At 37.9% G+C, this 15,579-nt stretch carries 15 protein-coding genes and 1 tRNA gene; 2 read left to right on the top strand and 14 right to left on the bottom strand.

What is annotated here, in order from left to right; genetic code table 11:
• Window positions 1–632: 632 nt before the first annotated feature.
• The gene (locus LI241_RS04725; RefSeq protein WP_008688747.1) at window positions 633–2,057 is read right to left on the bottom strand and encodes an MATE family efflux transporter; all 1,425 of its coding nucleotides are present in this window, start codon (window positions 2,055–2,057) and stop codon (window positions 633–635) included.
• A gap of 427 nt (window positions 2,058–2,484) precedes the next feature.
• Between LI241_RS04725 and LI241_RS04720 the strand changes: the two genes are divergently transcribed.
• Window positions 2,485–2,571, top strand: a tRNA-Leu gene (locus LI241_RS04720).
• Window positions 2,572–2,699: 128 nt separating this feature from the next.
• Here the strand turns inward: LI241_RS04720 and LI241_RS04715 are convergent.
• From LI241_RS04715 to LI241_RS04695, 5 genes are all read right to left on the bottom strand, one after another.
• Window positions 2,700–3,392, bottom strand: coding sequence for a biosynthetic peptidoglycan transglycosylase (locus LI241_RS04715; protein WP_008688749.1), 693 nt, complete (start codon window positions 3,390–3,392; stop codon window positions 2,700–2,702).
• A gap of 99 nt (window positions 3,393–3,491) precedes the next feature.
• Window positions 3,492–3,707: a YneF family protein gene (locus tag LI241_RS04710; RefSeq protein WP_008688752.1), complete on the bottom strand. Its 216-nt coding sequence runs from the start codon at window positions 3,705–3,707 to the stop codon at window positions 3,492–3,494.
• Between the two features lie 78 nt (window positions 3,708–3,785).
• Entirely contained in the window at window positions 3,786–4,118 is a 333-nt protein-coding gene (locus LI241_RS04705; RefSeq protein WP_017144640.1) for a hypothetical protein, read from the bottom strand.
• 89 nt (window positions 4,119–4,207) lie between these two features.
• Entirely contained in the window at window positions 4,208–5,656 is a 1,449-nt protein-coding gene (locus LI241_RS04700; protein WP_008688754.1) for a 4Fe-4S dicluster domain-containing protein, read from the bottom strand.
• Between the two features lie 290 nt (window positions 5,657–5,946).
• On the bottom strand, window positions 5,947–6,807 hold the full coding sequence (locus tag LI241_RS04695; RefSeq protein WP_008688755.1) for a DMT family transporter: 861 nt from the start codon (window positions 6,805–6,807) through the stop codon (window positions 5,947–5,949).
• 245 nt (window positions 6,808–7,052) lie between these two features.
• Between LI241_RS04695 and LI241_RS04690 the strand changes: the two genes are divergently transcribed.
• Complete coding sequence (locus tag LI241_RS04690) at window positions 7,053–7,625, top strand: xanthine phosphoribosyltransferase (RefSeq protein ID WP_008688756.1); 573 nt, start codon at window positions 7,053–7,055, stop codon at window positions 7,623–7,625.
• Between the two features lie 59 nt (window positions 7,626–7,684).
• Here LI241_RS04690 and LI241_RS04685 read toward each other — a convergent pair whose 3' ends face one another.
• The 8 genes from LI241_RS04685 to argH all read right to left on the bottom strand — a co-directional run bounded on the left by LI241_RS04685 (window position 7,685) and on the right by argH (window position 15,571).
• Window positions 7,685–8,209, bottom strand: coding sequence for an ECF transporter S component (locus tag LI241_RS04685; RefSeq protein WP_008688757.1), 525 nt, complete (start codon window positions 8,207–8,209; stop codon window positions 7,685–7,687).
• A 12-nt stretch (window positions 8,210–8,221) separates the two neighbouring features.
• Window positions 8,222–8,818: a thioredoxin family protein gene (locus tag LI241_RS04680; protein WP_008688759.1), complete on the bottom strand. Its 597-nt coding sequence runs from the start codon at window positions 8,816–8,818 to the stop codon at window positions 8,222–8,224.
• A gap of 102 nt (window positions 8,819–8,920) precedes the next feature.
• Window positions 8,921–9,829: an ornithine carbamoyltransferase gene (gene argF / locus LI241_RS04675; RefSeq protein WP_008688761.1), complete on the bottom strand. Its 909-nt coding sequence runs from the start codon at window positions 9,827–9,829 to the stop codon at window positions 8,921–8,923.
• Window positions 9,830–9,846: 17 nt separating this feature from the next.
• Window positions 9,847–11,019, bottom strand: coding sequence for an aspartate aminotransferase family protein (locus LI241_RS04670; RefSeq protein WP_008688762.1), 1,173 nt, complete (start codon window positions 11,017–11,019; stop codon window positions 9,847–9,849).
• A 5-nt stretch (window positions 11,020–11,024) separates the two neighbouring features.
• Complete coding sequence (gene argB / locus LI241_RS04665; RefSeq protein WP_008688763.1) at window positions 11,025–11,897, bottom strand: acetylglutamate kinase; 873 nt, start codon at window positions 11,895–11,897, stop codon at window positions 11,025–11,027.
• A gap of 14 nt (window positions 11,898–11,911) precedes the next feature.
• On the bottom strand, window positions 11,912–13,129 hold the full coding sequence (gene argJ, locus LI241_RS04660) for a bifunctional glutamate N-acetyltransferase/amino-acid acetyltransferase ArgJ (RefSeq protein ID WP_008688764.1): 1,218 nt from the start codon (window positions 13,127–13,129) through the stop codon (window positions 11,912–11,914).
• A 25-nt stretch (window positions 13,130–13,154) separates the two neighbouring features.
• The gene (gene argC / locus LI241_RS04655; protein WP_008688765.1) at window positions 13,155–14,195 is read right to left on the bottom strand and encodes an N-acetyl-gamma-glutamyl-phosphate reductase; all 1,041 of its coding nucleotides are present in this window, start codon (window positions 14,193–14,195) and stop codon (window positions 13,155–13,157) included.
• Window positions 14,192–15,571 carry an argininosuccinate lyase gene (gene argH, locus LI241_RS04650; protein ID WP_008688766.1) on the bottom strand — a complete coding sequence of 460 codons (1,380 nt, stop codon included), beginning with the start codon at window positions 15,569–15,571 and terminating at the stop codon, window positions 14,192–14,194. The genes argC and argH overlap by 4 nt, the downstream gene beginning before the upstream one ends.
• Window positions 15,572–15,579 lie beyond the last annotated feature (8 nt).

The following is a 15,579-nucleotide window of genomic DNA, read 5'->3' as shown; positions in this document are numbered from 1 at the left end:
AATTGACGTTTCCTGTTCAGTTTTCAAAGACCGATAGCATCCACTGTTTGGTGGACGTCACTCTCGTTGAGTGCCTGTTTATAATACATCAATTTATCTTTCATGTCAACGCTTATTTTTTATTTTTTTCACTTTTTTTAAAACCTTTACTTCAGCCCATTATCCCTTACCTTTCATTTTCATCCCTTTTATCTTCATGCATCTTCATTTTCGCTTTACTATATCGTTCAAGACATATAAAAAAAGCGTATGCTAAGCACAGTCAACACACGACAATTTTTGTCACGCGAACAACCTATCCTATATATTCATTCGTGTTGCCTTTTAATCCTCTTTCATAATACACATCTTCTTGACACATATCCAACTAAGGTTTTTGATAAAATAACAAATAAATGATATAACGTCAATTCATCATATAAAGAAAAACATATTCAATTATATAAAATAATGGTAATCTTATCCGATATATGTTCATCCTCGCATTGCCACACGTGATCATGAATCATTCGATTCTTATATTATTCTTTCATAACCGAACATTATTCTTTTCATAACTGATATCTTTTAAGGATCACATATTGCAGCTCAATACCCATTATTACGCACAGTTACTTACCATCGCATATTTTCTATTCCATTGACTCATGATATTCATTAAGTGCATCACACTCTTCATAGCTATGTGTTTCTTTAGCTTCCATATCTTGTAATAAATTTCTAAAATATCGAACAAATAATATGACGGTCGTCATTACTGCCAATGTATCTGCAATCGGTTCTGCCAAAAACACCGCAAACACCTTATCCGTGAAAAACATTGGCAGAAGATAAATCAAAGGAATTAACACCAATATTTTACGAAACAGGGCAAGAAACGCTGAAGTTTTTGCATTGCCTAAAGCAATAAAGGTTTGTTGACAAGCAATTTGAGCACCCATCAAGATACTACCAGCCATATAAATACGAATTGCCCAAATGGTAATATCAGATAAAGCAACATCACTTGTGAAAACAGCAGTAGGAAGTTGTGGCACCGCCATACAAATCAACCACATGATTGCAGCATAACTCAAACAACTGATCATCAAAATTCGAAAAGCCTGTTTTACGCGCTTCGCCTGATTAGCGCCATAATTATAACTGATAATCGGCTGTGCACCTTGCGTGAATCCGCTTAATGGCAACATCGCAAACTGCATCAAACTTGATAGAATCGTCATTGCCCCTACTGCCAGATCACCTCCATAACGCAAAAGAGATGAATTAAAACACAACACCAATAAACTTTCGGTAGCCTGCATAATGAATGGAGCTGTACCCAAAGCAATACAAGGAAGTAAAATTTTAGTTTGAATGCTCATATTAGCTTTATGTAAATGCAATCTTGTTTTCGATCCATTTAGAAAACACAAGACCCAAACACAAGAAATTCCTTGTGATAACACAGTTGCTAATGCCGCACCCTGAACACCTAGCTTCAACACAAATATCAATAAAGGATCGAGCACAATATTAATGATTGCACCAATAACAACAGTTAACATACTGATTTTGGAAAAACCTTGCGCTGAAATAAAGGCATTCATCCCTAAAGTCATCTGTACAAACAAAGTTCCAAGCGCATAAATAAACATATATTGCTGTGCATATGGCAATGTATTTTCACTAGCGCCAAATGCCAACAACAACGGTTTTTGAAACACTATAACAACGATTGTTAAAATGATGGAACATAGCAATAAAGATGTAAAGCAATTGCCCAAAATCTTTTCAGCGCTTTTATCATCCCCTCGCCCCATAAAAATAGATGCTCTTGGTGCTCCTCCGGTACCTACCAGCTGTGCAAAGGCAGATATGATCATAATGATTGGAAAGCATACGCCGACACCTGTCAAAGCCGTTGCACCAACATCAGCAATATGACCAATATACATACGATCTACCATATTATATAAAGCATTGACCAATTGTGAAAGAATCGCCGGAATCGCCAGCATAAAAAACAATTTTTTTACTGCTTCTTTTCCTAAATCCACTTCTTGTGCTGCCTTCATAGTTCTCTCTCCTTTTACCATTTTGAGCTATTAAAATAAACGTTACTTATTATATCGCACATCTATATTTTGTCAAACGCAAAACAGCAATCTATGCAGGTGGAAAGCTTTCGATATTTTGCCCTATTGATATAGTAAATATAGATGGGACAACCTCTTAGTCCTACGACTTAAGTGCTTAGTTTATATTCGCCATAACTAAATATACTCAGAATTGATTTAGAAATCATTATCTAGTGAAATGCCAGAAGCATTGCACTGTATCAGAAGTGAACCATTTCCATTAATAGCTGCACAAAAAAACTAAGTCTGCAAAAGATAATGTTTGCTTACAAACAGCTATATTTCACAGTTATGAAATTTCTATAAAAAAATTACAAAAAAAGATTGCAATTCACAATAAAGTACGCTATAATAATCGAGCAATGCCCGAGTGGTGAAACTGGTAGACGCAACGGACTCAAAATCCGTCGGTAGCGATACCGTGCCGGTTCGAGTCCGGCCTCGGGCACCATATAGATAAAAGTAAACTGTCCCATGGAAATCGGGCAGTTTTTTTGTTAAAAAATCCATAAAAAAAGAGGGTTAAAATAGATTGTTATAAAGTGTTAAGTTTCCTCTATTTTATATCCTCTTCTCACTTTATTGCAAAAGTTGCTGCATCTCATGTGAAGTCAAAACATCTGTATCTACCATAGCTTCCAATACCTGTTTTTGCCGCAGCCTTGCTTCCTTATAATGATTGCTTAATTGATAATTACTCGGTGATTGTGGTAACCCAGCTAATAACGTTGCCTCATCGATGGTCAACTCGCTTGGTTCTTTATGAAAGTAGCCATGTGCAGCCTCATAGATTCCAATATGATTATCACCATAATTAATTACGTTGACATAAAGTTCTAATATTTCTTTTTTTCTTAGTTTTTTTTCAAGATCATATGCAACGAAAATCTCACTTACCTTACGTAAATAACTTGGCTGATAGTCAAAATAAAGATTTTTAGCAAGTTGTTGCGTTATCGTGCTTCCACCTCCGACAATACCATGAGCAAACACATTTGTAACCGCCGCCCGTAACATGGAGCGATATTCCACGCCATGATGTTCATAGAACCGTCTATCTTCAATTGCCACAGTAGCTGTAAATAAATTTTCGTTTATCTTATCAAACGTCACATAATGTGGACGTTTTCTTATTTCAGCCACCTTATCTGCAATACTCACATCATCAATTGCCTTCACATAATTTACATAACCGATACCGATAAACAAGATACTAATGATTAAGAGCAGCAGTAGGAAGATACTGATTAGTTTTTTTATTATTCTTTTCATCTTATCACCACTTTACATACATGATTATAGCATAGCTTTGTCCATAAACTGGCAATCTTACAAATTCGTTAGTCCAAAAGAAAACACGGTTGCCCGTGTTTATCTGTTCGCATTTACTGATTTCATTATCTGTTTGATCTGTGCTTCTGATGGTTTTCTGCCCATCTGTAAGAACATTGCACGAATCATCTTTTCATTGATTGGGGGATTCTCCTTCAGTTCTTTCTCAAACTTCTTCTTTGTAAAATAGAATCCTAAAAAAGCACCGATAAGCAATCCTGCCAGTGTAAATAAAATCGAACTAACGAAATCCATATGTAATCCTCCTTACATTAAGGTTATTTTACTATTTTTATAATGATTTTACAATAGTTTTCGCTAAGAAATCCATCTTTAAACTTCTTGAGGAAGTAATACGTGATATGGATACTTACGAACTAATAAATTTAAAAAGGGATTATCTGCATTATCCAGTGATATAGAATATGTATGAAGTTGTATCTCATAACAACAATCTTGCAACTCATCTTTTAATCGCATGAATTCATGATTCCATTGTACCATCTGATCAAAATAAGAAATTGCACTTGTATATAGCATCTCAGCATCTATCTTATGTAAAATTGCATCACATTGTTCATTAGACAATACTGTGATATCCTGACATACGTTAGGATGTTTCTTTAACATCACATAAAAATTTTGTTTAACTGCATAAAATTCCATCATCATCACCAGAATGATTGTATCACATTGAAAAACAAAGCATCTGTCAAAACATGTCGACAGATGCTTATCATTTTAACGTTGCTTTCTTAGTGATGCAAGTCAATATCTGAAAAATCAAATGCTTCCAAAGTAGAGGCAATTGTTTTATCTTTTAATGGTAAATTTTCTTTAGCCATCTTAGCCTTGACTTTCATACCATTTTCAATTGTTGCAGGTCCACAAATACAACCGCCTTGACATGCCATACCTTCCAATACATCCGCCTGGAAACGGTTCACCTTCATCATCAATAAAGCCTTTTTACATTCTGCGCTTCCATCCGCATATTGAGCCGTAATGGTTTCATCGTCATTTTCTTTCAATGCTTCGACAACCGCCTTTGAAACACCGCCGCCGATAGAGAAATTACGTCCGTGAACAGAAGCTGTATCGCCTTCTCTTGCTGTTACATTTTCTGGTGAAATGTGTTTTGATACAAACATTGCACCTAGTTCTTCAAATGTCAAACAGTAATCTACATCATTATCCTGCACTTCTTGTTTTTTTGCCACACAAGGTCCAATAAAGACCGTTTTCGCTCCTGGATACTGTTTTTTCAAATAACGAGAAGTTGCCACCATAGGGCTAACCATATGGGATACGTTATTTTCATAGACAGTTGAGAAATGCTGTTTTGCCATATTCACAAATGCTGGACAACAAGATGTAGTAATCTTCTTTCCTTCAGCCTTATGTTTCTTCGCATCTTCTTTTTCATACCATGCAACTGCATCCGCTCCAATTGCAGCTTCATATACATCACGGAATCCTAATTGACGTATTCCTTCCATCACTTGCGGCAATGTAGCATTATCAAACTGCCCTTGCATTGCTGGAGCAAAAATAGCATACATCTCTGTACCTTTTTTCAATTCTTCGATAACATCGACCATCCAAGACATATCTTCGATTGCTCCAAATGGACATTTTGCCTGGCATGCACCACAATTAATACATTTTTCTTCATCAATTTCAGCCAATCCACTTTCTCCCATACTGATGGCATCTACAGGACAGCTCTTCATACATGGACGCTGTGTTTCTACGATAGCATTGAATGGACATGCATTTTTACAAGCACCACATTCTTTACATTTATCATAATCAATAAAAGCATGATCATTCCCCATATGAATTGCATCAAATTTACAAGCAGACAAACATGCTTTAGCCATACATTTGCGGCAATTATCTGTCACCTGGATTTTATGGATGCTACAGCCATCACATGCTGCATCAATGACACGTACGATCTGACGTTTATTTTCATGTTCAACAGGTACCGGAGGTTTTCCCATCGCCATGCGCGTACGCTGACGAATAATCTCCTTTTCTTTATAGATACAGCAACGAAAATCTGCCCGTTTTCCTGGAATCAAAAGATTCGCAACTTCATCACATGTATCCTCATTCAATTTTCCTTCAAAACTGCGTTTACTTACTTCACGTAAAACATCGAATTTGAATTGTCTAGCTTCATGATCAAATAATGACATAATATCCTCCCATACTTCCTCTTTATGCAAGCAAATTTGCTTGTGCTTTTTTTAACAAGCACATTATAGCATAAGAAAACAAAGAGCAAAAGACGATTTTTAATTTTTTCATCCTTTTTATCTAAAAATGTTTTTGTTTACCATCTAGAAACAAAAGCATTTAGTATCTAGTATTTAACTTTAATATTTTAATCTTCATGCTTTTCGTTTTATCCGTATACAACCGTGCGTTATGGAAGACGATCAATAGTTTATACCTTCCTTTTTTATATACGATAGTATCTCTGATGTTATTCCTTTTTTGTTGGTTTATATTCCATATAAAGCACACTGCCAAAAATCATGCAGGCACCCACCAACATTGGCAGCGTCATCATTTCATGCAAAATGAGAAAGGAAAAGATGGATGCAAACAAAGCTTCCATAGATAAGATCAAGCTTGCTGTATTGGCTGTTGTATACTTTTGAGCATACGTTTGTAATAAATATGCCAATAACGTGGATATAAAAATAAGATAACCTACATTCCCTAAAGCCTCAAGTCCAAGAGTTGCTGGAGCTTTTTCAAAGGCTAAAGCACAGATTGTAGACAACACACCGGCTGTTACCATCTGCATGGCTGTCATACAGAAAGCATCCGTATGTGCACTATAACGCTCTAACGCAATGATATGTAACGCAAAAAATAATGCACAGATGATGGATAATAGATCTCCAAAACCAATCATGAACGCATCAACACGTAACGTCAACAATGCAATACCACCCACACATAATAGGCTAGCGATGATTTCTTTTTTATGTGGCCTTCTATGAAATAACAACCATAGCAAATATGGTACAAACACAACATTTGTGGCTGTCAAAAAAGCATTTTTGCTAGGTGATGAATATTTAAGCCCAAATGTCTGAAAAGCAAAGGCTAAAAATAAGAAAACACCTGTAATAATACCATGTCGTATTTCATCTTTACTCAATTGTCTTAATTTTTTCCAACAAAAACATACCGGAAAAATGGCAGCGCCAACAAAGCGAATCATCATAACATAAAATGGTGAAATCGCCGCAAGCGCACCATTTGTTGCTAAAAATCCTCCGCCCCAAATAATTGTCACAAACACAAGCATCAAATTTGCATATTGTTTTTTCATCCCATCACCTCACTGCTCATTATCATATCAACTTGCTTTCTATCATGCAAGACTAAATTACTTCCTTAGTTACTTTCTTAGTAACCTTTGTCGACTATCGTTTGCTTATCTAAAGCAGATAACACTTATCTTTTTTAAGCATATGAAAACAAGTGTAAGGTAAAAATTAAAATTAGGGATGATTTCTCTTACCATTTTCGTTATAATAGTACAGACAAAAGAAAAGAAAGAGAGTCGAAAAAGTTATGAAGTTGTTAGAAGAATATATACGCACGTATGGTGAAGTACCAAATGACGATGTTTTAAAAGTAGATGCCTTTTTAAATCATCAAATCGATACGCGTTTGATGATGCAGCTAGCTGAAGATTTTAAAGAACATTTTAAAGATCAAAAGATCACAAAAATTGTAACCATTGAAACGAGTGGTATTGCTCCTTGTGTCTTTTTAGGGTATCTATTACATGTTCCTGTTGTTTATATGAAAAAGAATCCCAGTAAGATCATGACGGATGATTGTTATCATACAAACATTCATTCCTTTACAAAGGATCGAGATTATGAAATTGTCATTAGCAAAAAATACATCAGCAGCGAGGATAACGTGCTCTTTATTGACGATTTTATGGCAAATGGAGAAGCATGCTTAGGCGCCATACGCGTATTAAAAGAAGCTCAAGCTACCATTTGCGGCATTGGCATTGTTATTGAAAAAGCATTTCAATCCGGTCGTAAGCAAGTACAAGCTTTAGGATATGATGTCTATGCGCAAGCACGTATTGCTTCTTTAAAGAATGGTACTATCGTATTTGCTGAGTAATGAGTAAATTCCTATGAAAAAAGCATTTGTTCATATTGACCAAATGCTTTTTTATATGGTTATGCATCGTCTTTAGCATGCTGTTGAAAATGCGTAATTGCTTTTACAAGCAATGGAACTAATAGCAATTGCAGTAAGATGCCCGGAATGGCGGTAATAAAGGAAACTGTCAAAAAGATTGTCAGTGTATAAGCTTTTCCCATAAAGCTTAACAAGATCAAGTTCACGATACCGTTAACAATACGTCCGGCAAGCATCGTTAAGATCAAAGCTACATACAGATGACAGTGTTTTAATAACAAACCACTTAAACAGCCATAACATGACAATTCAAATACCATAGCGATACCGGTTGGAACTAACACAGGCATTCCCGTCAAGAAAGAGCTCAGCAATGGAGTCAATACACCAATGAAAGCACCGTAAGCAGGTCCACACAAGAAGCCACAAAGTAAAACAGGTAAATGCATCGGTAGAAAAGTAGCACCGGCATTAGGACCAAAAGAATGAAAAGCCATAGGTAAGATGATACCAACTGCTAAAAACATGGCTGAAATAGTTAATTTTCGAACACTTTGATTCATATTACTTCCCTCTTATTCAAACATTGCATCATAGATCTTCCGCAATTGCCTTTTCTCTTTCTCATTCATCTTGCGTTCATGTGCATCATGACCTTCAACAGTCCCGATATTGGCCTTGATTGCCTTTCCCTTTTTTACGACTACGACAAAAGGTACATACAATTTCTTCTCGCCTTTCTTATCCGTTTTTAAAAATGCATCAACGTAAGGAAATAATGCTTTTTTCTGTGCTTCACTATACAACAATTTTTTATTTTTATCTCTGGTTTGGATATAATAAATGGTTTTCTTATGTGCTTTGGCACTCTCATCCATAATAGGTAAGGCTTCGATGCACCATGGACAATCTGGAAAACCAAAATAGAGAATAGCATCTTTTTTGTTTTGAAAGAGTTGAATTGCTTCTGCCATATCACTTTTCACAAAAACATTATCGCGATCCTGAAAACCATCATAATCACTCATATCCATTCCACCAAGGCCACAAGTGCCAGCATTTGTTTCATCATTGCAATAATTTTCAGAAGGTTCGCCTGCTTTTTCCGGTTTTGTACTAGTACAAGCCGTTAAAAGAGCACATGCCAACAGCAAGAGCAGTCGTTTTTTCATTTTATCCCAGCTTTCTTTATTTACCCGTATTGTACCGATTTTATGTGCATTTGTCCAGTAATGACCTATATAGCATATCAACCTCTATTAGAAAAGGGTGAATTAATCACCCAAAAGTTTTACTAACACAGCTTTTTGTGCATGTAAACGATTTTCTGCTTCATCGAAAATTTCATTTGCATGTTCTTCAAAAACCTTCGCTGTAATTTCTTCTTCACGATGCGCTGGCAGACAATGCAATACCATAGCATCTTTTTTCGCTTGTGCCATGACAGCATCATTAATTTGATAAACGCCCTCAAAGATTTGACGACGTTTTTCTGCCTCGCCTTCTTCTCCCATGCTCGCCCAAACATCTGTCACAACGACATCCGCATCTTTTGCGGCTGCTAGTGGGTCTTGTGTCAGCGTAAAGCGTCCAGTTGTCGCTGCTTTTGCGCAAATCTGCGTATCGGGCAAGTATTCCTTAGGACAAGCCAGAGCCACCTGCATGCCTGCTAATATACACCCATTGATATAGGAGTTTGCCATATTGTTGCCAGCACCGATATAACATAATTTTAAACCTTCTAAACTACCTTTATATTCACGTATTGTTTGTAAGTCTGCTAACACCTGACAAGGATGTACATAATCGGTTAAACCATTGATAATTGGGATATTGCCATATTCAGCAAGTTCTTCGAGATCACTTTGCTTATACGTACGAATCATGATGCCATCTACATAACGGCTTAAGACACGGGCGGTATCTTTGATAGGCTCTCCACGTCCTAACTGCATATCATTCGCATTTAGATATAAGGCCTTTCCACCTAATTGTTGCATTCCCACTTCAAAGGATACACGGGTACGGGTACTGGACTTGGTAAAGATCATACCCAAGGCTTTATTGCGTAAATATTTCGTATAAATTCCCTTTTTTACTTCTTTTTTCAAAGCATCAGCTAAATCCAAAAGTTCATATAATTCATCTTTTGATAAATCTGCCAAAGTTAATAGATGTTTCATTCTGCTTCCTCTCTTTCTTATCCCATTGTGGATAAAACTTCTCTTAGTATCGTCATGGCTTGATCAATTTCTCCTTTGGTAATCACTAAAGGAGGCAACATGCGCAGCTTATCTTTTGCGGTTAATATGAGCAGGCCTTTTTGTAAACAGGCTTTTACTACATCAATAGCTTGTACATGTTCATCTAACACCGCACCGCGCATCAACCCCAGACCATTGACTGCCTTGATATGGGGAAGACTTAATAATTGCTGTTTTAAATATTCGCCCTTATCCATAACCTCTTGTAAAAAGTCAGCATCTAGACGCTGTAAGACAACTCTTGCCCCAGCACAAGCAATGGGATTACCCCCAAAAGTTGTACCATGATCTCCCGGATGAAAGGTATCTTGCAGTTTTTCATTCATTAAAACCCCACCAATCGGAAGACCATTGCTTAATCCTTTTGCCGTTGTGACAATATCAGGCTGTATGTCATATTGTTCATATGCATATAAAGTACCACAGCGTCCCACACCGGTTTGTACTTCATCTACGATCAACAAAATATCCTGTTGTTTACATAGCTTAGCAATTGTCTGCACATATGCTTTCGCTAAAGGCAAGACACCGCCTTCTCCTTGGATTAGTTCAATCATGATCGCACAAGTATGCTTACTCAGCGCTTGTTTTAAAGCAGCTTCATCATTGGCTGGGACATGAAGGAAACCTGGTGTAAATGGATCAAAATATTGATGAAAGGCCTCTTGTCCGGTTGCCGCTAACGTAGTGATCGTACGACCATGAAAAGAGTTTACTAAGGTAATGATTTCATAACGTTCTTTTCCATAATGATCATAAGAATATTTTCGGGCTAGCTTAATGGCACCTTCATTAGCCTCTGCACCGGAATTGGCAAACATTACTTTTTTAAAGCCGGTTCGCTCACATAACATCTTGGCAACATCACCATCTGGTTGTGAATAATATAAATTGGAAACGTGTGGCAATGTATTTGCTTGTTCACTCACAGCTTTCGCCCATTCTTTATCTGCATAGCCTAACGCATTAACACCTATGCCAGCCGTCATATCTAAATAGGATTTTCCATCTGCATCCATCGCAATGCAGTGACTGCCTTTTGTCAGTACCGCATCAAAACGATGATACGTATGCGCAATGTACATTTGATCCTGCTCTTTGATATCCATCTGCATCAAACCTCCTTCCGTTGAAACATCGTACCAGCACCATCTTTTGAAAACATTTCAATCAAGATGGAATGAGGTACTCTGCCATCAATAATAACTGCTTTTGCTACCGATCCATGGAGCGCATTTGCACAGCATTCCACTTTCGGGATCATTCCTCCGCTGATGACACCACTTTGCTGTAAATAAGGAATATCATCCAAATAGATACAAGAGATCAACGATGCTTCATCATTTGGATCTTTTAACACCCCGGGAATATCACTGACAAGAATCATATTTTCTGCATGTAAGGCAGCCGCAATGCTAGCTGCTGCTGTATCTGCATTAATATTATAAGAATGTCCCTCTTTATCACAGCCAACACTGGCAACAACAGGAATATAGCCCTTATCTAAAACATCCAAGATCAAAGAGCCATCCACTTTAGAAATTGCTCCCACATATCCTAAATCTGCACCTTTTGCCTGATAAGGTACAGCTTCAATGATATGCGCATCCATCCCGCTAATACCAACTGCTCGCGCACCTTTTTGATTGATTAAGGATACTAGATCTTTGTTGGTTTTTCCTGCTAATACCATCTGTACTACTTCCATGGTTTCCTCATCGGTATAGCGTAAACCATTTACAAAATGGCTTTCTTTCCCGGTTTTATCCAGCATATAATTGATTTCAGGTCCACCACCATGTACCAAAACGACCTTAATACCGATTTCTGACAGCAACACCACATCACTCATCACATTTTGTTTAAGCGTTTCATTTTTCATCGCATTTCCGCCATATTTGATAACGACAATTTTTCCATTATATTTTTGAATATATGGCAAGGCTTGTGATAAGATCGTCGCCTTTTGTACTGCTTTGATTTCCATCGCATTCACTCCTCTTACGTACGATAATCGCCATTGATCTTGACATAGTCATAAGTCAGATCACAACCCCAGGCAGTTGCTTTTGCATCCCCTTGTTTCATATCGATAAAAATAATGATTTCATCTTCACTTAATAGTTTTACTGCCCTTTCTTCATCAAAACCACAGCCGGCACCATTCACACAGACCGGCATACTGCCATAAGCACTTTGTAAGGTGACATCAATGCAGTTAATATCAAATTGCGCATCGCAATAGCCAATCGCACATAAGATTCTGCCCCAGTTGGCATCTTTGCCAAACATGGCAGCTTTGAATAACGAACTTGTAATAACGGATTTCGCAACTTTTTTTGCTGTCATCGTATCATTTCCATGAACAACCTGACAGGTTAACAATTTGCTTGCACCTTCTCCATCCTTTGCAATATGACGAGAAATTTCCGTACAAATATCCATAAGGGCATCTTTAAATACAGCATAAGCAGCGCCTTTTTCCTGAATAACTTCATTTTCAGCCAACCCATTTGCCAGCATACACAGCATATCGTTTGTCGAAGTATCTCCATCCACGCTGACCATATTAAAGGTATCGTTTACGACTTCATGCACAACTTCATCTAACATTTCTGAAGAAATGGCCACATCACTTGTCAAAAATGCTAACATCGTTGCCATATTGGGATGAATCATGCCACTTCCCTTTGCCATGCCGCCGATATGACATTCTTTGCCATCAAGCAGAAAACTCACAGCAAATTCTTTTTTAAATGTATCCGTCGTCATGATGCCTTCACAAGCATCACTGCCTCCTTCATACGAAAGTTTTGTCACCAGCTCTTCCATATGTGTCGCAAAAGGATCTATGCTTAATGGTTCTCCAATGACACCGGTACTTGCCACAATGATATCCTCACTAGCTAACTGAAGTGCATCTGCACATAAAGCACACATCTGTGTCGCTATTTCTACCCCATTGGCATTACAGGTATTGGCATTACCGGAATTACAAATGATGGCCTGTGCCTTTCCATCTTGTAAATGTTGTTTGGTAACAGCAATCGGTGCTCCTTTTACCTTATTTAATGTATAAGTTGCCGCTGCATTGCATGGCACTTCACTGTAAATCAGTGCCAGATCCTTTTTGGTTCGATTCTTACGGATGCCACAATGGATACCGCTAGCCTGAAATCCTTTCGGCGTACAAATCCCATTCTCACATAACTTTGCCATATCGTTTCCTTCTTCCCTTCTTTGTTTAAAAAGATGCCGGTACCATGCTTAATCCCATGGTTTCTGGATAACCAAAACGGATGTTCATGTTTTGGATTGCTTGTCCTCCAGCTCCTTTTACCATATTGTCGATTGCAGATACGAGAATGATACGCTGGTTACGTTCATCCATATGCAAAGACACATCACAATAATTCGTATATTTCATATATTTTAAATCCGCTGTTTTTCCTAATGGCAATACGCGTACAAATGGCTCATTTGCATAAAACTTTACATACTGCGCATATAGCTCTTCTACATGTATTTCATCTGTAGCATCTGCATAGATTGTTGATACGATACCACGATTGATTGGCAACAAATGTGGTGTAAAGCTAATAGAAACATCTTTCCCACAAAGCTTGCCCAGCGTTTGTTCAATTTCCGGAGTATGACGATGAGCACCAATCTTATATGGTGCAAAGGATTCATTCAGACGAGGAAAATGGGTACTGTCACTTAATCCCTTTCCTGAACCTGTCGTACCTGACTTGCTGTCAATAATCAAATGCTGTTCATTGATGATATCCAATTTCATTAGCGGTGCTAACGCTAATGCGATGCTGGTAGGATAGCAGCCTGGATTTCCGATAATGGAAGCTGTTTTGATATCCTCTCTAAAAAGCTCCGGTAAGCCATATACCGCCTTTTTATGAAGCTGTGGTTCTTGATACTGCAAATGATACCATTCTTGATAGTCAGCTTCATTATCCAGACGGAAATCAGCACCTAAATCAATAAAAACTTTCTTTAGCGTATCACATTTCTTTGCCAATGGCTCACTTAACCCATGTGGCAGTGAAGCGAATACAACATCACTTTTTGCAATGACACTATCTTCCTCTTCAAATGGTAAGTCGATGATCTGATAAAAGCTTGGATATAGATCTGCAATCTTTTGCCCCAGATAGCTCTTTGAACTAATTCCTACTAATTCAACCTCTGGATGCATCCATAACAATCTTACCAGCTCAGCACCGGCATAACCGCTGGCTCCAATAACTCCTGCCCTTATTTTTTTCATGCTATCGCTCCTAACTCTTCTTTTACCTTTTGGATATGTGCCTCTACGATTTCCGGAGCCGGACCTCCTATCACCTTACGCATCTGCACACAGGTTTCTAAAGCAATTGCCTCATAGATATCTTCTTCAAATAGTTCGGAAAATTGTTGATACTCGTTTAAAGATATGGTTTCTAAAGTCTTGTCATGATCTTGGGCATAGCTCACCAATGCACCGATGATTCGATAGGCATCACGAAATGGCATACCTTTTTTGGTTAGATAATCGGCACAATCGGTTGCATTGATAAATCCCTTTGCTGCTGCTTTTCGCATATTATCTTTTAAAACTTTTGCACTTTCCAACATCGGTATCATCGTTGTTAAACAAAGATGTGCGGTATCAATTGCATCAAACAAGGCTTCCTTATCCTCTTGCATGTCCTTATTATAAGCAAGCGGCAAGCCTTTCATCATGACTAAGAGTGTTTGTAAATCGCCACAGACACGTCCACATTTTCCTCTCACCAGTTCGCTGACATCAGGATTTTTCTTTTGCGGCATGATGCTGGAACCGGTCGCAAAAGCATCATCTAATTCAATGAATTTGAATTCCCAAGAACACCAAAGGATGATTTCTTCACTCAATCGTGATAAATGCATCATGAGCATTGCCAAAGCACTTGTTATTTCAATGCAGAAATCACGATCACTGACACCATCCAAGCTGTTCAAAGAAACACTGTCGAAATCCAATTGTTCTTTCACCATTTCCCGATTGATGGGATACGTTGTAGTTGCCAAAGCGCCGCTGCCTAAAGGAAGGATTGCCGTACGTTTCTTACTTTCCTGCAAACGCTGTAAATCACGTTTCAGCATTTCAACATAGGCCATCAGATGATGCGCAAACGTAATGGGCTGCGCTCTTTGCAAATGGGTGTAGCCAGGCATGATCGTATCAAGATTTTCTTGTGCTTTATCCAAGAGAACGTTGATAAACTGTTTGATTTCCGTAAGGATCTTATCGGTTTCATCCAACGCATACATACGGGTATCAAGAGCAACCTGATCATTACGTGAACGTGCGGTATGCAGACGTTTTCCTGCATCCTGAATACGTTTGGTTAGTTCACTTTCCATAAACATATGAATATCTTCTGCTGTTTCATCAATGGCAAGCGCTCCACTTTCAATATCCTTTTGTATTTGCGTCAATCCCGTTATGATACTTAAGCTATCTTCTAAAGAAATAATTCCTTCATGTGCTAACATCATAGCGTGTGCACAACTGCCTTTGATATCTTGGGCGTACATGCGATGATCCACAGAGATACTGGAATTGAAATCGTTTAATCGTGCATCTGCCGCCTTTTTAAATCTTGCATCCCATACATTCATATGCTTTT

Source organism: Longicatena sp. 210702-DFI.1.196 (assembly GCF_020563125.1).
Lineage (GTDB): Bacteria > Bacillota_I > Bacilli_A > Erysipelotrichales > Erysipelotrichaceae > Longicatena > Longicatena caecimuris.
The sequence above is the reverse complement of the archived record's forward strand: the minus strand, read 5'-3'. Positions and strand labels throughout refer to the sequence as shown.